13 protein-coding genes are annotated in these 20,502 nt (G+C 47.3%); 6 read left to right on the forward strand and 7 right to left on the reverse strand.

Annotated features, from left to right (window positions below):
• Positions 1-278 precede the first annotated feature (278 nt).
• The 5 genes from RJ60_RS05615 to RJ60_RS05635 form a co-directional block, all read right to left on the reverse strand.
• On the reverse strand, positions 279-2,135 hold the full coding sequence (locus RJ60_RS05615; RefSeq protein ID WP_099830012.1) for a beta-galactosidase: 1,857 nt from the start codon (positions 2,133-2,135) through the stop codon (positions 279-281).
• The gene (locus tag RJ60_RS05620; RefSeq protein ID WP_099830011.1) at positions 2,132-2,950 is read right to left on the reverse strand and encodes a carbohydrate ABC transporter permease; all 819 of its coding nucleotides are present in this window, start codon (positions 2,948-2,950) and stop codon (positions 2,132-2,134) included. The genes RJ60_RS05615 and RJ60_RS05620 overlap by 4 nt, the downstream gene beginning before the upstream one ends.
• The gene (locus RJ60_RS05625) at positions 2,947-3,819 is read right to left on the reverse strand and encodes a carbohydrate ABC transporter permease (RefSeq protein WP_099830045.1); all 873 of its coding nucleotides are present in this window, start codon (positions 3,817-3,819) and stop codon (positions 2,947-2,949) included. Before RJ60_RS05625 ends, RJ60_RS05620 begins: the two co-directional genes overlap by 4 nt.
• Before the next feature lie 423 nt (positions 3,820-4,242).
• On the reverse strand, positions 4,243-5,460 hold the full coding sequence (locus tag RJ60_RS05630; protein ID WP_099830010.1) for an ABC transporter substrate-binding protein: 1,218 nt from the start codon (positions 5,458-5,460) through the stop codon (positions 4,243-4,245).
• A gap of 15 nt (positions 5,461-5,475) precedes the next feature.
• Positions 5,476-6,426, reverse strand: a complete 951-nt coding sequence (locus RJ60_RS05635) for a LacI family DNA-binding transcriptional regulator (RefSeq protein WP_099830009.1) — start codon at positions 6,424-6,426, stop codon at positions 5,476-5,478.
• 1,703 nt (positions 6,427-8,129) lie between these two features.
• Between RJ60_RS05635 and RJ60_RS05640 the strand changes: the two genes are divergently transcribed.
• From RJ60_RS05640 to RJ60_RS05670, 5 genes are all read left to right on the forward strand, one after another.
• The gene (locus tag RJ60_RS05640; RefSeq protein WP_099830008.1) at positions 8,130-8,591 is read left to right on the forward strand and encodes a MarR family winged helix-turn-helix transcriptional regulator; all 462 of its coding nucleotides are present in this window, start codon (positions 8,130-8,132) and stop codon (positions 8,589-8,591) included.
• Positions 8,591-10,816: an ABC transporter ATP-binding protein gene (locus RJ60_RS05645; protein ID WP_099830007.1), complete on the forward strand. Its 2,226-nt coding sequence runs from the start codon at positions 8,591-8,593 to the stop codon at positions 10,814-10,816. The genes RJ60_RS05640 and RJ60_RS05645 overlap by 1 nt, the downstream gene beginning before the upstream one ends.
• On the forward strand, positions 10,813-12,687 hold the full coding sequence (locus RJ60_RS05650; protein WP_099830006.1) for an ABC transporter ATP-binding protein: 1,875 nt from the start codon (positions 10,813-10,815) through the stop codon (positions 12,685-12,687). Before RJ60_RS05645 ends, RJ60_RS05650 begins: the two co-directional genes overlap by 4 nt.
• A gap of 1,677 nt (positions 12,688-14,364) precedes the next feature.
• Positions 14,365-14,649 (forward strand): hypothetical protein, encoded by a 285-nt coding sequence (locus RJ60_RS05665; RefSeq protein WP_133117327.1) that lies wholly within the window; start codon positions 14,365-14,367, stop codon positions 14,647-14,649.
• Positions 14,613-15,257, forward strand: coding sequence for a nucleotidyl transferase AbiEii/AbiGii toxin family protein (locus RJ60_RS05670; protein ID WP_099830001.1), 645 nt, complete (start codon positions 14,613-14,615; stop codon positions 15,255-15,257). The genes RJ60_RS05665 and RJ60_RS05670 overlap by 37 nt, the downstream gene beginning before the upstream one ends.
• Before the next feature lie 586 nt (positions 15,258-15,843).
• Here the strand turns inward: RJ60_RS05670 and RJ60_RS05680 are convergent.
• Positions 15,844-16,833: an NAD-dependent epimerase/dehydratase family protein gene (locus RJ60_RS05680; RefSeq protein ID WP_099829999.1), complete on the reverse strand. Its 990-nt coding sequence runs from the start codon at positions 16,831-16,833 to the stop codon at positions 15,844-15,846.
• Entirely contained in the window at positions 16,830-17,315 is a 486-nt protein-coding gene (locus RJ60_RS05685) for a MarR family winged helix-turn-helix transcriptional regulator (RefSeq protein WP_099829998.1), read from the reverse strand. Before RJ60_RS05685 ends, RJ60_RS05680 begins: the two co-directional genes overlap by 4 nt.
• A gap of 120 nt (positions 17,316-17,435) precedes the next feature.
• Here RJ60_RS05685 and RJ60_RS05690 point away from each other — a divergent pair, with 120 nt between their 5' ends.
• Positions 17,436-19,523, forward strand: coding sequence for an RND family transporter (locus RJ60_RS05690; RefSeq protein WP_099829997.1), 2,088 nt, complete (start codon positions 17,436-17,438; stop codon positions 19,521-19,523).
• Positions 19,524-20,502: the final 979 nt, after the last annotated feature.

Consider the following 20,502-nt stretch of genomic DNA (forward strand, 5'->3'; position numbering starts at 1 on the left):
ACCCTTTGAGCCCTGAAGAGGTCTGCGAATAAAGAGGCCGCAGTTGCTGCCGATCTTGTTCTCTTCAGGCTCGCCCGCGCTGGTGATTACATCGAAACCGTTTTCTCGCAGCCCTTCGACTAAGTTCAGGTGAACGGTGAGAGTGCCATCGTCCTCTACCGCCGATTTTACCTCCTTCTTAACGATAATACCTGAGAAGCACGAAAACAATCTGGTCCCAAGTTGTCACTTGAAAGGATTGCTTATCACTTAATCTTTGAGAGCGTGTTTTATAATGATCAGAGTTTCCTGACCTCGTGTTCCCTGAGGATATGCTCCTTCCCGTTTAGTTTTATCATTGTAACGTGCGAAAAGGGATTCAAAAGAATTGTCTGCGATCCATCCTTAATGATCCTCCCCGATTGCTCCACTCTCTTCTCTACCCCTGCTTCGACAAGCAGTCTTTCAAGAAACTCGGTGTCCGGGATAGAGCTTAAGTAGTACTTGTTTTCACGCTTTATTAGGGCTGAACTGCCCTTATATGGGCCGTCCAAGTAAACTCCCAGTATCTCGCAGTCATCCGCAGGGAGGATTCTTTCAGCAACATAAGAGCAGGAGAAAATCTGGCCAGCGAAAGATATGCTCACAGTCTCTTCTATACCACCTGCATCAATGACCCTTATACCAATAAGTTCGTTAAGAAAGCTGTCTTTGCTTTTCTTTATGAAGTTGTGACAATCTTTTTGGTCACTCATAGCAGTGAAGAAGACTCTCCCCTTGAATATCTTCAGCTGGTCGACAAAACTGCTTTCAAGCTTGAAACTCGAAGGAACGAAAGCAAATGAATACCCGTCCAAAGAGTCACCTGGAAAAACGAAATCAACGTTGTAACCGAGACTCCTGATTGCCTTGTAAACTGGCAAAATCGCATCGAGCAAGAGATCAAATCTATTGTTAAGATTGTCTGTCTCGTTTATCCAGAAATTCTCATAATCAATGTAAACAGCCGCTTCTCTCTGCGGAACGACCACGCTCCAGTCTGCCAGTCCGGCTATTACTTCTGAAAAGGCTTTTGCGCGTTCAGTTGGATCGCCGTCATAGTCGATTAGGCCTGTGTGAAACTGCTCCGAACCGAACGGCAATTGCCTGAACCTGAAAATCAGTGAACCAAATGCTCCATGGGCGAAAGACTGCTTCACCCAAAAAGAAAGCTGATCAGCACTGTGCCAAGTGTTCACGGAACGCCAATTTACCCTTCCGGGTTGCTGCTCCATTACGAGAAAAGGCTTCTTCTTGAGAGAACGCATTAGGTCATGGTTAAGCGCCTGGAGATCCGGATCATAATCCTCCGCTATGTAATTGTCCCAAGATACGAAGTCGATGGAATCTGAAAGCTTCTTATAGTCGATCTCTGTGAAATTGACCATAAGATTGTGAGTTATTGGAGCCTCGCTCTTTGGCTCAATGATCTCTCTCTGCAGATTATGGTAATTAATCGCAGAGTCAGAAGAAAACCTCCTATAATCTAGTACCAACGAAGGATTTGGAGATGTAAGGGTTCTTCTGGGCGGGTCTATCTCTTCCCATTTATTGAATGTCTGACTCCAGAAGACTGTCCCCCAGGCTCTGTTGAGGTTCTCGATGGAACCATACTTTCTCTTAAGCCAATGTCTGAATGAAGTGGCACAGTTCTCGCAGTAGCAGACCGTGGAATTATGACATCCGTATTCGTTATCGATTTGCCATGCGACTATCCTGGGGTCTCTACCAAAGTGGTCTGCAAAAGCCTCAACAATCCTTGCCGTTTCCTTGCGATAGATGGTCGAGTTGAAACAGTAATGCCTGCGACTGCCGCTTGCGATCAACAATCCGTTGACATCCCTCTGAAGTATCTCGGGAAACTCCTTTATCAGCCAGGGTGGAGGCGTGCAGGTGGGAGTCCCCATTATAACTTTTATCCCTTCTGAATCGAGAAGATCAATAACTTCGTCAAGGACAGAAAAGTCTATTTTGCCTCGTTCCCTTTCGATTATGCTCCAGGAGAACTCTCCTATACGTACCACGTTCATTCCCATTTCCCTCATCACTTTTACATCTTCTTTCCAGCGCTCGCGAGGCCAGTGCTCTGGATAATAAGCCGCTCCAAACCATTTCATCCTTTAACACTCCCAACTGTAAGTCCTTCTATGAAGTACCTCTGGAAAAGAAGAAAAACTACCAGAGGAACAACTGCTGCAATTATAGACCCTGCAGCCATCACATTCCAGCTCGTAACCCACTGACCTTGAAGATTGACAAGACCCAAGGTTACAGGCTTAAATCTATCACTTTGTATAAGTATCAGAGACCAAAGATAATCGTTCCAGATCCATGTAAACTCGAGAATTCCCAGAGCTGCCATAGCAGGTACCACGAGAGGCAAGACAATTCTTCTGTAGATCAAGAAGTGACCCGCTCCGTCAATCATCGCGGCGTCGAATATGCTTTCAGGTATTGTCTTCATGAAGTTTCTCAGGAAGAACGTGCAGAACCCAAGCTGAAACGCAATATGAAAGAGAATTACACCGATATAGCTATCGTAGATTCCGAAAGACATCGACATACGATACACGGGTATCAAAAGCATCTGAAAAGGAATCAACATACCGCCGACAAAGATCATCAAGATAGTTTTGGAAAGCTTGAAATCGTACCATGCCAGCGCGAATGCGCCCAGACTAGAAAGGAATAGAGCGCCAAGAACTGAAGGCACGGTAATTATGAATGTATTCAGGAAATACCTACCCATATTCGCGTCATTCCAGGCAGTTGCATAGTTCTCAAGCCGAACTTCTTTTGGCGGTTCCCACCATCTTCTTCCTAACATGAGTTCATCCATGCTCTTCAATGAAGTAAAAGCAGTTATGACAAAAGGCATTAGCCAGACAAGAACGAGGAGGGTGGCGAATATGTAGAAAAGGGTCCTCTTCATTCGTTTTCGACCTCCCTTTTCAACACGTTCCGCATATAAACCACTATGAACACCAGGGTGATAAGGAACTGGACAGTAGCAATAGATGATCCATAGCCCATCCTGTAATTGTTGAATGTCTTAATATACATGTAATTTGCCATGACAGACGAAGAATAGAAGGGCCCTCCGCGAGTCAGAACATAGACGATATCGAAGGCTCTGAGCGAATCGATAACGCTTACTGTGACAGCCACTATGGTTGCAGGCTTAAGCATCGGAAGCACGACGTTCCAGAATCTCTTCCAAGGACCAGCGCCATCGACCGTGGCAGCTTCGACCAGTTCCTTCGGAACACCCTTAAGCCCGGCAAGAAAGAGAACCATAGCATAAGAAATCTGCCTCCAAGACGCTGCCATTATCAATGAGTAAGTTACTATGGAGGGATCGCTCAACCATGAAACACCTTTGAATCCGAGCAAGGCCAAAAAACTGTTCAAAACGCCGCTTCTTGGTTCGAGAATCCAGGACCAGATTTGTCCAATCACAACGAACGAAAGTGTCATAGGGAGGTAGATCAGTGTCTTGTACACCTTATTTCCTCTAAAGCCTTGGTCGAGCAAAATAGCAATTCCGAGCCCGGCAGGTACGCATATCAAAGCAAATCCAATCAGCCACTTAATGTTGTTTACTAGGGAAACAATGAAATATGGGTCCCTGAACAACTCTCTGAAGTTGTCCAGGCCAATTATTTCCATAGACATTGAGACCCCGTCCCAGTTGGTAAAACTGAGAAGAAGCGTACTGATCAAGGGATAAATGACCCATATAGAATACATTGTGAGAGGAAGGGCTAAAAAAGCCCAAGGAACCCATCTTCTGCTTTTCATTGTTTCCTCCAAACCAAGGTAATCTTTGCTCATATCCTTCTCTTGAAGCCTATTATCCAACTTACGATTCCCAATGCGTGTCCTCTCTGTTTCAAGACCCTACTTTCCATGTTTCCCCCGCAACTGAGTCCTGTCTGCTTGCGTGACTGTGCAGTTAAGCAAAGAGAAGTGCTCAGAGAAACACCTAGATGTCTTGAAGTCAAGATCTAGTAACTTTTCTGATCTCTTGACAGTAGCTAAGTCGTTTTCACAAGCACCACTGTCCGCCAGCCCTAAGTACAGATCAAGACAACATTATCTGATGCCACTGACAGCATGCGAATAATCATGTCAGTTTTCAAGAACGATGACGTACTTCCTGACTTATCGTAAATAATAAGGACATGAAGGGCGGCTCTTCACAAACCGCCCTTCATGTAATTCTTACTTGTAGATTCTGTTTCGTTCGTTTTCGAGATTCTTCAGGATTGTGTCGAGTCTGGAAGGGAAGGTCATGAACTCAACAAAGCCATTCATTCCGGCATTAGCCATCTCTGGATCGGTATCTCGATCATAGAACTGCATTACTCCATCAGATGAAAGTATCATTTCCAGGCCTTTCTTGGAATGGTCGTCCGGCGCAGGAACATGCTTGTTTGCAGCTAGTCTTCCCAGTTCTGTAGCAAAGTATTCTTGCGCTTCCTTCGAAGCGATAAATTTGAGGAATGTCTTTCCTGCTTCTTTGTTCTTGGCATTGGCTGGCATCATGAAGCCATCGATTGGTGTATCCTCAAACAAGCCGATATTTCCGTCAATTACAGGGAACCTGAAGAAGTCAAGATCCTCCTTCACGCCGGCTGGAGCAACATCCTTTATGAACTGTCCCATCAGATACATACCTGCTTCACCGGTGAAAAGATAGTTGGCAGCTTCCTGCCATGTGTAGGACGTTGCATCCTTTATGAAATACCCATTATCTACAAGCTGTTTCCAGTATGCAAAAACCGCCTTCATTCCGTCATCCGTATATGGGATTTCTCCATTTGTGAGCTTAAGTGCGTATTCGATTCCGTTTACTCTCATGTTTAGATAATCAAAGACCCCTGCTGCAGTCCAGAGATACTTTGTTCCTATAGTTATCGGGATCATGTTGTTTGTCTTGAGAGTCTCGCAAACGTCAAGGAATTGCTTCCAAGTGACAGGTACGGTAATTCCAAGTTCTTCGAAAACAGATTTCCTATAATACACACCCCACCAGTACCACGATTGCGGCAGAAAGTAGATCTCGTCTTCGTAGCTGGAAGCGCTCACAAATGCCTTTGGAAAATCTGCTTCAAAGCCATCTTCAAAGATATCACCAATTGGTTCGAGGAGATCCTTGCTGGCGAAGTATCTCATTCTCTCACCTGCAAACCAAGTTACAACGTCTGGTGGATTGGATGAAGTAAGCCACGTTCTGAGGAGAACTTTGAAGTCTTCATGAGCAAATGTGTTGACAGTCACTTCATAGTCTGGGTACATAGACTCAAACTGTTCTACCAGTTCCTCAAATACCCTCTTCGGTTCCGGGTCTGACATGTAGGAATTAACAACGAGTTTCTGGACTCCCAAACCAACCAAAGCAATTGAAACAAAAAGAACAGCCAATAAGACTCTTTTCATTTCGCCACCTCCTATTTATGCGCTCTTGCGCAGTATGAATTCCGGGGTGAAAACTCTTTTTCTAACATCTTCACTCAGTATTGTTTTGAAGGCTTCCTCCACCATGCTGCGAATCGGAATTCTTAAAGTTGTTATGCCTGCTATTTCTGCCATATACACATCGTCATATCCAATTACTTTGACGTCTTTTCCGACTTCAGCTCCTCTTTCCTCTATAGCCCTAATGACACCCATTGCCATCATGTCGTTGTAGCAGAAAAAGGCTTCGGGAAGCTTGGGCAGTTCCTTCACTGTTCCGTAAGAAGCTTTCCAATCAACTTCAAGATACAACACTCTCTCTTGTCGTACGTCTCCAAAGCCCCTCAAAAAACCCTCCATTCTGCCTCTAGTAGTGAACTTTCTCGGATTCCCCATGATCAACACGACATCACTGATTCCGGCACTCCTGAGATAGGAGCCCGCCTTTGCAGCACCGGCGATCTCATCGATAGAGACCTCGGAAATCAAATCATGCTCAAAATGAACTCCAAAGGACACCACATCAGTTCCCGAACTGATTACATCTATAAGATGAGAACTCTCATATCCTTCAGGAGCAACTACAATGGCGTCAACCTTGATATCGAGAAGAGACTTCAATGCCTTCTTCTCCTGGTCAAGTCTCTTGCTCGTGTCCGACACAATGACTGCCATGTTATTCTCTTCTGCAAGGTCCTCGAGGTCCCCAACTACCTGCGAATAAAAGGGGTTTCTAATATCGGAGACCACAATCCCGATTCTCCCAGTTTTTCCACCCCTGAGAATTCGCGCATCTTTGTGAGGCTCGTACCCAAGCTCCTGTATTGCACTTAGTACTTTGGACTTTGTTTCATCGCTCACTGAATCCCTAGAGTTAATCACTCTAGATACAGTCATCATTGATGTGCCCGCCTTCTGTGCTACTTCTCGTAAGGTGGCTCTCTTCACTACTTACCCTCCTTGATCGTGTTAACGTTAACAGTTAACGTTAACATTATACATTCTGTTATCCAACTCGAAAAACGTGGAAATCTCTCCTCAAAACCAAAGAGGGGCACTCTAGATCGAATATCTGCAAAATGCTCAGTTAGACGCAAAAGAACGATGCAGGGTTAGGTGAGCAAGAGGTGAGTCAAGTTCTTGCGCAGTTACCATAACTAGGTTTCATACGCAGAGAGAAGCTGACCTTAAGAGAAAAAGAGAGCGAAGATGTCGTTTGCCGTGAATCCAACGAAACATAAATACTACCTACTTCTTTTATTCGAAGCGACACACTGTACTATGAAAGATACGTTCTTCTCTGGTCACTGAACGCTGTGAGATGCTCTTCTCTGTTGACCGTCCCAGATCATAAACCCGTTCACCGAAAAGGTCAATCGAGAAAGAGCGCTTTCGAGAGGATCGCTGCGCTCACGAGAAGAGAGAAGAACCAGTCACTGGTGAAAGAAGACGCAATGCCGCATTCGGCGGGACGCAAGGCGCCGAAGAACATCGACGGACGCAAGGCTGGCAAAGACCACGCCAGGTCGCAATGCTGCCTTCGGCAGGAGACGATTATTAAGCCTGTCTGTTCGCACAGACCAGTTTCGGCTTTGCGAGACCAATAAGAAGCATCGAGAAAGAGCTGTTAGAGACGGTCGCTGCGCTCACGAGAGAACCGAGATCCTGACCGGTATCATGTCAGAATCACATAAGAAAACGGCTGTCATCCCGATATGCAACTGATCGGGATCTCGAGTCATAGATCCGCTGCGCGCTCAACAACGAAGACCCGCTGTTCGCTGGAAAGAACCGCTGAACGCTTAAGAGCAGAAAACTCGTTGTACGCTGTGAAAAGCCAAGACCCTAGTCACGCCTTTACCGATCTTTTCATTCTTGTCGGAGAACGGCGAACCGATAACGGATAACCGTTTCTTATTCAACTCGCAACTTGTCTCTTGCAACTGTTTTAAAGAACGAGATTCTGGCCAGGTTCACGCCAGAATGACTGAAAGTCAGAAAAAACTTTCATCGCCGTAGAGCTCGTAGAGCTCCTAGTAAGAGAGGTTCTTGGTTGTTGTAAGAGCAAGAAAAGAAGCACCAAATTCGTTTCGCCCGAAATTCTTCCCCCTCATGTCATCCCGTAGAGCCCGCCCTGAAAGCCTGCCCCAATATGCCCCTTTGGGGGTTCCTGTTCAGGGATTCTGTGGGGTCTCATCTCGCGCGTATCGCGCGCGCTCTATAGAGGCGACAGGAATGAGGTTAGAGGTAAGAAGATCAAGATCTCTTCGCTCTTCGAACCTCTTTCCTCTGGCCTCTTACATCCCCTCTGACCAAGAACCTGGACGCACAGCGTCGGAACTAAGAACTGCTCTTTTTTCGCTTTTCCAAGGACGGGTCCATGCTCTTGGACGAAGTACGAGGGACGGTTCTTCCCGCGCTTTCAGCTCTTGCCAGACCCTAGACCCCAACCCCGAGACCCGTTTTGCCTCGGCACGAGAGATCGCGTAGCTGAAAAAACCGCTCATGTTCTCGCAAAGTTTACGAACTTTCTTTCTTTCTTCGTAGACACTGGCCGTTTATTGCAGTACAATATATTTCGCATACGAAATATTCGGACTCTGAGTATTCGGACGCGAAAGTTCTGATAATGTAAGAAGAAGGTGGTTCTGTTGGAAGAAAGCTCAAGAATAGAAGAGATGCTGACAGCGATCAAGCGGATCGTGTCTCTCATAAAGCAGAATTTCGAAAGGGATTTCAAGAAGATGCACGTAACCCAATCCCAGATCCTTGTTATGAGAGTGCTCAACCAATACGGCGATATGAAGATGAGCGATATAAGCAGGGAGCTAGATCTCTCAAACAGCACGGTGTCGGGGATAATCGACAGACTCGTCGAAAAGAAGATCGTCAAAAGAAAGAGAAGCGAAGAGGACAGGCGAATAGTTATGATAAGTCTTGCGGAAGAGTATTGCAAACCCGTGAAGAAACAGCTCAATGCCTTTGCCCTTAAGATGAGAAGGACATTGTCTACGGCAACTGAAGAAGACCTTGATTCTATCATGCAAGGGCTTGAGAAGCTGGAGAGGATACTCGAAGAATCGCAAGAATCCGAAGAAAGAGGACTAAGCTGATGCTCAAACTTATAAGATACCTTAAACCCTATACTGTCTTCATCATCGTTGCGGTGGCGCTGCTCTTTGTTCAGGCAATGGCAGAATTGGCCCTTCCAGATTACATGTCGAATATCGTAAACGTCGGTATTCAGCAGGGCGGTATCGAAGACGCTATTCCTGAGGCCATAAGCAAAGAGGCCTTCGATAATGTCTCGCTTTTCATGAGCGGAGAAGAGAGGCAACAAGTCCTGAGCTACTACGATCTTATAAACAAAGACTCGGCGACTTATGAAGAAAACCTCAAGAAGTACCCTTTGCTGGAGAGCAAAGATGTTTACGTCCTGAAAAGTGAAGAGATTGAAGACCGACAGGCTCTCAATCTGCTCTTCGGCAAAGCCCTCATGGCGTATTCTGGAATCAAGAACGGCATGACCGGGGCAGCTGGGACCTTTTCGCCCCCGGACGGCTTCAACATCCCCGAAGGTGCAAACGTCTTCCTGCTGCTGCGGCTCATGCCGGAGGCCCAGAGGCTCGAAATGCTAAGTCAGGTTGACAGCATGGTCGAAGTCATGGGTGAAAACATCGTCAACCAGTCGGGTGCACTTTCCGTGAAGGAAATCTACGAGGAGCTTGGCGTGGACACCGAAAAGTTGCAGAGCGGCTATGTGCTCCGCACCGGTTTAGTCATGGTTCTCGTGACCTTGCTTAGCGCGCTGAGTACCATCATGGTCGCCTTCATCGCCTCGAAGATAGCTGCCGCCTCGGCGAGATCGATGAGAAGAGACGTTTTCGAGAAAGTCGAAAACTTCTCGAACTCTGAATTTGCAAGATTCTCTACGGCTTCGCTCATAACTAGAACGACAAATGATATTACCCAGATACAGCTCGTGATTGTTCTCATAATTAGAATGGCATTCTACGCCCCAATCATTGGTGTCGGAGGAGTCATGAGGGCTCTCGAGAAGAGCACCTCCATGTCCTGGATCATAGCGCTCGCCGTCATCATAATGCTAGGCCTTGTGGGAATCGTGTTCGTCATAGCCCTTCCAAAATTCAAGAAGATGCAGAAGCTTATCGATAGGCTGAATCTCGTTACAAGGGAACACCTCTCCGGCCTCATGGTCGTCAGAGCCTTCAACACCCAGAAGTTTGAAGAAGAGAGATTCGACTCCGCGAACAAGGACTTCACAAGAACCAACCTATTCGTAAACCGGGTGATGGTAGTGATGATGCCGGCGATGATGTTTGTTATGAACGGGACCATGCTCCTCATCGTCTGGGTGGGCGCGCACCAGATAGAGGCTTCGACGATGCAGGTTGGAGACATGATGGCCTATATACAATACGCCATGTTGATCATCTTCGCCTTCCTCATGTTGACGATGATGTTCATCATGATCCCAAGGGCCTCCGTTTCGGCAGGTAGAGTCTCTGAAATCCTAGAGGTTGATCCCCAGATAAAAGACCCCAAGAACCCGAAGAAATTCGGCAGTGATTTCAAGGGAACTGTCGAGTTCAAAAACGTCTGCTACCGTTTCCCGGGAGCCGAGAAAAATATCCTGAACGACATAAGCTTCACAGCCCTTCCCGGACAGACGACGGCGATTATAGGCTCGACCGGCTCGGGAAAGTCGACTTTGCTGAACATGATACCGAGGTTCTACGATGTCTGCGGCGGCCAGGTGCTTGTTGACGGAATAGACATCCGGGAAGTGAACCAGCATGAACTGAGAGAAAAGATAGGCTACGTCCCCCAGAAGGGTGTACTCTTCAGCGGAACCATAGAATCCAACCTGAGATATGCCAATGAGACGGCCTCTGAAGAAGAAATTGAAAGGGCTGTCGAAATCGCCCAGGCCGACGAATTCATAACCGCGAGAGAAGAAGGATATGACGCAGCCATTTCCCAGGGTGGCGCGAACGTATCTGGAGGGCAGAAGCAGAGGCTTTCCATAGCTAGGGCGCTGCTGAAGAAACCGAAAATACTCCTCTTCGATGACAGCTTCTCTGCACTTGACTTCAAGACAGACGCTGCGCTGAGAAGAAGACTGAAGCAGGAAACGGGAGATAGCACGATGATAATAGTCGGCCAGAGAATTGCGACGATAAAAAACGCCGATCAGATACTTGTTCTTGACGAGGGCAACCTTGTTGGAATCGGCAAGCACCGCGAACTGATGAAAAGCTGTCAGATATACAGAGAGATCGCACAATCACAGCTTTCAGAGGCAGAATTAGCATGAGTAGTGATAACAGAGAAAAGGGTAGAGGTCATCGAGGTCGCGGCGGAGGTCCGATGGGCCCCGGCATGATGCGTGCGGGAGAGAAAGCCAAAGACTTCAGAGGAACGCTGAAAAAACTCGTTCAATACCTTAAGAAGTACCAGATCCTGATAATCATAGTGTTCTGTTTCGCAGCGGCCGGCGCTCTTTTCTCCATCATGGGGCCAAAGATACTCGGCACGGTGACAACGGAAGTCTTCGAAGGAATAATGGCCAAGATCACCGGAACTGGCGAAGGAATAAACTTCGACTCGATAGCTAGAACCATGTTTATTCTTCTCGGACTGTACGCACTTAGCGCTCTGTTTATGTATATCCAGGGATGGATAATGTCGGGCATATCTGCGAAGGTCACATACAAATTCAGGGAGGAAATCTCCCATAAGATAAACAGGCTTCCCCTCAAATACTTCGACAAGAGCTCCCAGGGAGATGTCCTGTCAAGGGTAACCAACGACGTCGACACCATAAGCAGAACGCTAAACCAGAGTTTGAGCCAGATCATAACGTCCATCACGACAGTAGTCGGGGTCACCATAATGATGTTCACGATAAGCTGGCAGCTCACGCTGATAGCCTTGCTAATACTGCCTGTCTCGATGGGACTCATCGCCTTTGTGGTTAAGCTGTCTCAGAGATACTTCAAGAAGCAGCAAGAGTATCTCGGAAAGGTAAACGGCCACGTAGAGGAGATGTACGGTGGTCACGTCGTCGTAAAGGCCTTCAACGGAGAAGAGAAAAGCATAGAAACCTTCGACAAACTGAACGCTGAACTGTACGACTCCGCCTGGAAATCCCAGTTTCTCTCCGGTATGATGATGCCTATCATGACCTTTGTGGGCAATCTCGGATACGTCCTCATAACCATAATGGGTGGCTGGTTTGCCGTCAGAAATATGATCACGGTCGGTGACATCCAGGCCTTCATACAGTATGTGAGGTCGTTCACTCAGCCTATCGCTCAGATCGCCAATATCATGAACGTCTTCCAGCAGACGGCTGCGGCAGCAGAGAGAGTCTTTGAATTTCTGGAAGAGGAAGAGGAAATACCAGAGACAACGAACCCCGTCAAAGGGGTTGATCATCACGGCCACGTTGAGTTCAGAAATGTCAGATTCGGATACGTCCCGGAAAAGACAATCATAAAAAACTTCTCCTGCGAGGTAGACAAGGGACACAATATAGCCATCGTCGGACCCACGGGAGCGGGAAAAACGACAATCGTCAAACTCCTGATGCGCTTTTACGATGTCACCTCCGGAGAAATACTCCTGGACGGCCACAACATAAAAGACTACACCCGGCACGACCTGAGAGAAAACTTTGGAATGGTGCTCCAGGACACCTGGCTCTACAACGCCAGCATCTGGGACAACATAAAATACGGAAGGCTTGACGCAACAGATGAAGAAGTACTGGCAGCGGCTAAGGCTGCTCATGTCGAGTCATTCATTCACACCCTCCCCGAAGGCTACAACCTCGTGCTGAACGAAGAGCAGAGCAACATCTCGCAAGGCCAGAAGCAGCTGATAACGATAGCCCGGGCAATCCTGGCAGATCCAAAGGTCCTCATACTCGACGAAGCAACAAGTTCAGTCGACACAAGAACGGAAGCCCTGATACAGCAAGCCATGAAAAACCTTATGAAAAACAGGACAAGCTTCATGATTGCCCACAGACTATCAACAATAAGAGATGCCGACCTCATACTCGTCATGAACGAAGGCGACATCGTCGAACAGGGAACCCACAAAGAACTTCTTGCACGTGGTGGGTTCTACGCCGAGCTTTACACCAGTCAGTTCGAAAGCGACTTTGTAGAGGCTGTATAAGCAAGAGAGAAATAAATCTCAACACTAAACCGATCCGGCGGGCGAAGTAGCCCGCCTTTTTCTATCTCTGACATGTTTCGCTCTCCCGAACTATAAACACTGTCATCCGTAGTGTTCGTGTACGAAATCTCGCCCTGAAGATCCGCTGCACGCTTAAAAACGGTGAACCCGCTGATCGCTGGAAGAGCCACTGTACGCTTTGATGAGAAGTCCTCCGTCAGCCGTCCAAGAGCAAGGACCCGTCCTCCGATAAGATCAATCGAGAAAGAGCAATGTCGAGCCGTTCGCTTCGCTCACGAGAAGACGAGAACTCTCCCCTCTGTCTCTTTCTCTCTCTTTATCTCGTACCTTCCCGCTCTTATGAAACAAGAACAAAGCTCCTAGCTCCTGAACGAGGAACTTGGGCGCAACGCGCCGGAACGATCTTTTGATACTATCGGAGAACGGCGAACCGATAACTGATAACCGTTTCTTATTCAACTCGCAACTTGTCACTTGCAACTGTTTCAAAGATCGAGATCCTGGCCTGGACCACGAGGATGACTTGAAGTAAGAAAAGACAGTCATCCCGTAGAGTCTGTTCTGAAAACTGCCTGTTCAGGCATTCTGTTTCAGGCACCCATTCAGATCTCCTATGCGGATCTCCCTTCTCTTTGCTATTCATAGTTTTGAATGGTTTCTCTCGAAGCGGAGCTTCATCTCAAACTCAAAGCGTCTTCTCGCTCTCCGGCTCCGGTCTTCTCGGATAAGGCACCCCCGAAAGAGGATAACCGTTCTTTTAATTCTTGCAACTTGCACCTTGGAACTTGCAACTGCTCTCTCCCTTCGGAGAACGGTGGACCGTTGACCTTTCTTCCTGCTGCTTTGCTCTACCCAGCGTACGGCCTTCAGCGTCTCTTTGATCTTCCCAGCGGGTCCATGGTCTACCCAGCGTTCAGCGCTCAGCGTCTCTTTGATCTTCGCCAGCCTTTCGTCCTGCGTAAGCAGACTAACGCTTTTTGCCTCCTGGCGCGTAAGCGTCAGCATCACTTTCGCCGGTGATCTTTCGGCGCATCACTTCCTGTGCAGCAGCATCACTTACCGACGAAGTCGGCCTCGCCTCGTAACGCTTTTCCAAGGACGGGTCCATGCTCTTGGACGTTGGACGACGGACGTCTCTCAATGCCCTTACGAGACCCGAGACCCAATACCCGAGATCCGGTTCGTACCAGGAACTTGGACACGAAGTGTCGGAACGAAGAACTTTTTGTGCAAAGCACCAGAATAATGAACTTCTCTCTTTGCGAAGAACCTGGACGCACAGCGTCTGAACTAAGAACTGCTTTTCTCCCGCTCTTCCAAGGACGGGTCCATGCTCCAGATGCATGTTGCAGAAATAGGGCATAGAGATTGTCAGACATCGGTCTTCTCGATGGACGGTGGACCGATGACCGACAACGTTGTTTTGAGCAGCAAGCAGCGTTTTTTCAAGCGGGCCTTTCAGCGCTCAGCGCGTTCTTGTTGTTAGTGTATAGCGCTTCTTACATGCGACATCCCATGCAGGTACCCTGAACAGGCGCATACATCAGGGCAGGCTCTACGAGATGGCGGTTGTGAGAGATCTCCACAGCAGGAGGTTTACAGGGAAGTTGGAAGGTTTGTGAAGCTTGAAATGATAGAATTGATTTGGTGAAGTATATGGCTCTAAACTTGCGGAATACATGTTTCTGGGATGTAAATGTTAGAGAACTTGATAAGGAGAAGGACAAGTTCTTCATCATCTCCAGGGTTCTGGAGTACGGAACGATGGAGGATGTTGTCAATCTTCTCTCTGAATATGACTCAGCCGAGATCGCGGGGGTAGTTAGAAGAAGCAGAATAATCGGCAGGGCGACCGCAAATTTCTGGAGCCTTATTCTGAATATTCCTAGATCGGAGATAATTAGATGCTTAGAAGCGGAAAACTCTCATCAAAGACGCTGAATCTTCTAAATATTCTTGAGAGTAAACTCACTGATTTTTATCTTGCAGGGGGCACGGCTCTGGCGATGTACTATGAACACCGTGTGAGTTTCGATCTGGATTTCTTTACAGCTCAGCCTTATTGGCCAGAAGTATTGCTGGAGTATTTGAAGCAGTTTGGTGTTTTGGTGGAGAAAGTAAGGGTTCAGACAGGGACCCTTGAAGCTGAAATTGACGGTGTTCGAGCAAGCTTTTTTGAATACCATTATGCACTAATTGAACCTTTCAACAAGTATGGGTCTCTGGATGTGGCTTCGGTAATCGATATCGCCGCCATGAAGCTTAGCGCTATCGCCGCAAGAGCAGAGAAAAAGGACTACTTTGATCTCGCAGAAATCCTGAAGAGAGAGTCTTCGGAAAGAGTTCTTCAAGCTTTTGTCAAGAAGTATGGTAGAGAAGTCGATCTGTACCATATAGTAAGGGCTGTAGCCTTTTTCAATGATGTAGAGGACTCCCCAGATCCATTAGGAGCAGTCCTTACCTGGAAAGAAGTCAAGCAATCTCTGAAAGTAAAAAGCAAAGAGCTATTCGATGTAGCGAAGAGCTTAGTTAGACTTGATCATAATTAAGTAAAGGCTTCTTCGCAATTTTTGCATATTTTCAGATCCTGAATGGTATCGCCTCACGGAGATTCTATAGAACTTGCCAATTGCGTTTGGAACAAGACAATGAGGGTCGTCGGCTGATAACCTCATTATAATGGATGTTCAGGAAGCCTCCCAATATAACTGTGGATGTTCAGGAAGCCCTTCACCTTGTCATCCAGTAGAGCCTGCCCCAATATGCTTCTGTTTGGGGTTCCTGTTCAGGGATTCTGAGGGGTCTCATCTGGCCCGTATCGCGCGCTCTCTAAACCCTATAGAGGCGACAGGAATGAGGTTAGAGGTAAGAAGATCAAGATCTTCCCGCTCTTCCAACCTCTTCCCTCTGCCTCTTACATCCCCTCAGACCAAGAACCTGGGCGCACAGCGTCGGATGAACGTCTCATTCAGGGGTGCTTTGGTTCAGCTCAACAGGATAGACGAAAAGGAATCAGAGAAAGATATTCAGAAGCTTTTTCTTCTTTTCAAGAATGGGTTCTCGTGCATTGAATAATAGATAAGACTGGAGTTTGCCAGGTGGGATGATCTACATCTGACCTGCCGAATTGAGCTTTCACCGCAGTTTTATCGTGCCGTACTCGGATAGCCATTCGACGGCGTCCCTTAACGATTCCGGGACCTTTCTGGGATTGTGGCCCAATACTTTCGTAGCTTTCTCGTGAGAATATTTGTAGTTTCTGGTGAGTGTGTGTACTGTATAAGGGGTGAAACAGGCTTTGGTCTTCGAGATCATGTAATACAGTGTGCTCAGGGCCGAAAGGACGTAAGCGCTAGTACTTTTCAAGAAGGTGTAGGTTTTCTTTCTACCGGTTATATGGTGCAGCATGTCCGTAAGCTCCTGTATCGTTACGCACTCTCCGCCGAGAATGTAGACCTCGCCAGGCTTTGCCACTTTCGAAGCTGCGATCTCCGAACTCACCACATCGCGGACATCGACGAAGTCGAAAGAGCCATCGATCCCGACTCTCAACTTACCGCTTGCGAAGAGCCTTATCATGTTTCCCATTTCGGAAAGCTTGTAGTCGAAAGGTCCTATGATTCCCGTAGGGCAGAGCACGACTGCGTCCAGACCTTCCCTGGCTGCAGTTAGTACGCTCAGCACGGCCTCGGCCTTGGATTTCCCGTAGACCCCGCTAGTGCGGGCCGGATTGAACGGCACGTTTTCATCTATTGTGCTTCCCGGCTCCAGCTCGGTGAAGGCATGAATAGAGCTTGTATAGATCATCCTTCTCACCCGCTGAACCTTGCACGCGTGAATCACGTTTTCCGTGCCGCCTACGTTGACGCTTCTCACCTGTTTCTTCATGTTGGGCATTATGGATATGAGCGCGGCAAGATGATAGACTGTATCGATTCCTTCACAGGCTCTGACCACAAACTCCCTGTCGCGTATATCGCCATGGAGTATCTCCACTCCCTCCTGCTCGATCATCGAGGTGTCTTCACCGGGCAGAGCAGCAGCCCTCACACTTTCACCGTGGTTGACAAGCTCTCTGACGAGAAGGTTGCCTACATGCCCCGTAGAACCGGTTACTAGTATCATGACTTATCAACTCTGCTCCCTTCATCGGAATTCACGAGTTCTTCGTCTATGACGATCCGAGTGATTCTTTCGAACCCTTCGGTGATTATCGCAAGGTCTTCGGAACCAACTTTCTTTATGAACGTGGAGATCAACTTGGAAAAGTTCGCCAAAAAGCTTTCAAAGAAAGCCTTGCCACGCTCGGTTAGTGTAATCATTATCACCCGTCTATCTTCTTCAGAACGGACACGGGCAAGATAGCCCTTGTTCTCCATATCGTCCACAAGAACGGTGATATTGCTCTTTGTCATCGAGTACTCCTTCGCAAGTGAGGACATGCTCCGGGGCCCTTTGAGCGCAACAAACAAAAGGATATAGAGCTCGATTGTCTTCATCTCTTCGGCCTCTATGGTGAAAGAAAAGAACTTTGTGAAGTTCCTGACCAGATCAAACACAGACTCAAGTATCTTTTCAGGACTTATTCCCTCGCCTTCTGCATTCATTGTGCACCTCCTGTGAAGTAATTATAACAGTCTAAGTAATTAATGGTTTAGATATTTTACTATACATAAACATAACTTTCAAAGAAATCATAGTACAATTCTTTAAAGGGGGCAATCCATATGATTAGCCGAAGGAACTCTATCCTAATAATAACTCTGTTTGCCGTCATCACGATTGTAATGGGGCTCTTCATTCTAAGAGTTGAAATAAACGTTTCAAGCGAATTTCTTCTACCAGAGAAATCTCCTTCGAGAGAAAACATGAGAATGATGGAGAATCTTTTCGGAAGTGAAAAGCAGATTATCATTGTACTTAAGACAGACGGTCTCTTCAAGGAAGACAATTCACTAATGATTTATGATTTCCTGCAAAAGCTCTCTACGATCGAGGGAGTGGTGGGTTACAACTCCTATCAGGATGCGGCAAAGATTAGTTTGATTGGTGGGACAAACGTCCAACCTTATTTCGAGAAAGGGATCCCCAAGGATAACGCTCGCGAGATTCTGCAGAACCCGCTCTATCTCGACAACCTTCTAGACGAGAATGGAGAGGTCGCGCTCATTCCTATAAATGTAACCGAGAGCGTAGATGTCAAAACGATCCTGAAAGTTGCAGGCGAGTCGCTGGAGGGCATGGAGTTCTACGCCAGCGGAGAGCCGATTATCGATGAAGAGCTCTACGGTTCAATACTGTCGCTCTTGGTTGTATATCCCCCAATTCTCTTCGGCCTAATCTGCTTCATCTACTTCCTGAGGCTCGGAAGCATTCGGGCAGCAGTCATCCCTTCGATTCTATCAATCATCGCGGCTGTCTGGGCCTACGGCTTCGGCGTGATGATAGGCTTGGATATCAACATTCTCACCTCAACGGTGGGTCTTTTCATAGTTATAATCTCCTCGTCTTATGGGCTCCATTTCGTAGATCGATACATCACTAACAGAAAGTTTCTGGATAGAAATCTCGCGTTGAAGCGAACCGTACATGAGGAGCTCATCCCCGTCTTCCTATCGGCGCTTACAACGGCAGTCGGCTTTCTAACATTCTTGGTGAGCAGTCTGGAGGCCTTCAGGCAACTGGGAATTATGGTCTCTATCGGTATTATGATGAGTTCGGCGCTCGTTCTCATAGCTCTTCCTGCCGCTCTCTATTTCATCGACCTCCCGGCGGTGAATAGAAGACTGAGGTTCAAGGGTCCGACAGGAGAGAAGGCAAAGAAGATTGAAATGGTTGCACTTATAGCTATAATTGCTTTCGCAGTCGTTTCGCCATTTCTGATTTCCAAAATCGAGCGGAACTTCGACCAATTCGACTATTTCGAGAAGAGTTCCTCAATCGTGAAATCAGCCGAAACCATAAAAGATGAGTTCGGCTGGAACATGCCTTTTTACGTCATTCTTGACAAGAACAGCCTCTACACAGGCGCAGATGCACAAATCATTTCGAACCTCATTTCCGACATTAACATGCTCGAAGAAGTCAGGGGCGTTTCATCCATAATGGATGTTTCCAGTGCTTTCGGAATCCCCCTTCCAATACTCCAGATAGCTGCTCGCAACGGCGATCTGCCCGTGCAGCAATATATGGTCGGCAATTCGCTGCGCTTACTCGTCAAGACTCCAAATACCGACGCAGTAAGCTCCCAGCGTCTCGAAGATGACTTGAAGGAAATTCTAGAGGATTATCAGCAGTATAGTCCTTACGTTGCTTCGCCGCTGTTGATAATCTCCGGGGTGAACAACGAAATATTGCGCAGTCAGGTAAGCACAATCTTATGGGCTCTAGTAGTCATCACCTTGCTCCTCATAGTCGTTTTCAGGTCATTCAAACTGGCTCTAGTGTCTGTCCTTCCGATCGCCTTGTCTGTACTCTTCAACTTCTCTTATATGGCGATATTGGGCATAAAGCTGGAAATCTCTACTGCTATCGTTTCCGGGGTACTTCTCGGAATGACAATAGACTACGCGATTCACCTGATCAACAGATTCATAGAGACCAAAGATATCTACAGGGCAAGACAAGAGGTCAGACCGGCGATACTTTCCAATACAATAGCTCTGGCTGCAGGCTTTTCATCGCTGGTATTTGCGCCTTTAAAGTTGTTCTCAGGACTTGGGTTGCTTCTCGCCATAGGAATGGTCACCGGCGCCATACTCACTCTCACAATCATACCGAAAATTGTCTCCAAATGGAAGATGTCAACGAATTGATTCTTCTTCATAAAATAGCGAGATGAAAGACAGACTGATGACGCAAGCGCCGGTAGCGTAGTAGGTACAAGGTTCCGGTGTGCCAAGATACGCTGAACGCTGTTCAAAACAACGTTGTCCGTCAACGGTCCACCGTCCACCGGAAAGAACAGTTCCAAGTTTCATTTTGTCAGTTGCAAGCAGAAGAAATAGTTGTCCGTTGTTGGTTCACCATTCTTCGGTAACCGAGACCCACCGCCCAGATTGTGACCAAGATCAAGTGAGGATGACAAAGTGAGTAAAATTAAGGGCATGCTTCAACGGTAAGACGCGTCGCCAGCTACTCGTTCTCAGTAGCATCAGATAATTGTGAATGGGTCAGTCGGTTCTTTCCGCCAAACCCCAGACCCTACACTCAATACCCACCCTGGTGATGCTATTGGAGCTGCTTTTTCTCCTTATTCTTCGTAGTCTCGAATATTGTTCTTCTCGAAGCGAAGCTTCATCTCAGACTCCGCATAGTTGAAAGCGGGCAATAGAGGAAAAATGGTTTTTCTCGAAGCGAAGCTTCATCTCAGACTCAAGGCGTCTTCTCGCTCAAAGATCCGCTGTATGCTTAAGAACAAGGACTCGCTGAGCGCTGTTCAAAACAACGTTGTCCGTCAACGGTCCACCGTCCACCGAGAAGACCGTTTCAAGAGACTTAGAGAGTTTCTTGGTTCTTGCTCTACAACTCGCAACTTGTCACTTGCAACTGTTTCAAAAAACGAGATCCTGGCCAGAAGCGCGTCAGGATGACGCGAAGTAACAAAAGACAGTTTCCCGTAGAGGTTGCCCCAAATCCAGTTACCTGGTCATCCCGATATGCAACTGATCAGGATCTGGTCTTAAAACGCTCCAAAGATCGCAATCCTGGCCTGAATCATGAGGATGACGTGAAGTAAGAAAAGACAGTCATCCCGTGATGAACTTGCACGGGGAGTATGTAAAAAAGATTGTG

It is taken from the genome of Mesotoga sp. B105.6.4 (assembly GCF_002896535.1).
Classification (GTDB): Bacteria; Thermotogota; Thermotogae; order Petrotogales; family Kosmotogaceae; genus Mesotoga.

Coding starts and splice junctions, on each gene's coding strand:
- RJ60_RS05625 (WP_099830045.1), bottom strand. CDS start 3,819: ATGAAAAGCAGAAGATGGGTTCCTTGGGCTTTTTTAGCCCTTCCTCTC.
- RJ60_RS05650 (WP_099830006.1), top strand. CDS start 10,813: ATGAGTAGTGATAACAGAGAAAAGGGTAGAGGTCATCGAGGTCGCGGC.
- RJ60_RS05615 (WP_099830012.1), bottom strand. CDS start 2,135: ATGAAATGGTTTGGAGCGGCTTATTATCCAGAGCACTGGCCTCGCGAG.
- RJ60_RS05690 (WP_099829997.1), top strand. CDS start 17,436: ATGATTAGCCGAAGGAACTCTATCCTAATAATAACTCTGTTTGCCGTC.
- RJ60_RS05685 (WP_099829998.1), bottom strand. CDS start 17,315: ATGAATGCAGAAGGCGAGGGAATAAGTCCTGAAAAGATACTTGAGTCT.
- RJ60_RS05645 (WP_099830007.1), top strand. CDS start 8,591: ATGCTCAAACTTATAAGATACCTTAAACCCTATACTGTCTTCATCATC.
- RJ60_RS05630 (WP_099830010.1), bottom strand. CDS start 5,460: ATGAAAAGAGTCTTATTGGCTGTTCTTTTTGTTTCAATTGCTTTGGTT.
- RJ60_RS05665 (WP_133117327.1), top strand. CDS start 14,365: ATGGCTCTAAACTTGCGGAATACATGTTTCTGGGATGTAAATGTTAGA.
- RJ60_RS05680 (WP_099829999.1), bottom strand. CDS start 16,833: ATGATACTAGTAACCGGTTCTACGGGGCATGTAGGCAACCTTCTCGTC.
- RJ60_RS05670 (WP_099830001.1), top strand. CDS start 14,613: ATGCTTAGAAGCGGAAAACTCTCATCAAAGACGCTGAATCTTCTAAAT.
- RJ60_RS05620 (WP_099830011.1), bottom strand. CDS start 2,950: ATGAAGAGGACCCTTTTCTACATATTCGCCACCCTCCTCGTTCTTGTC.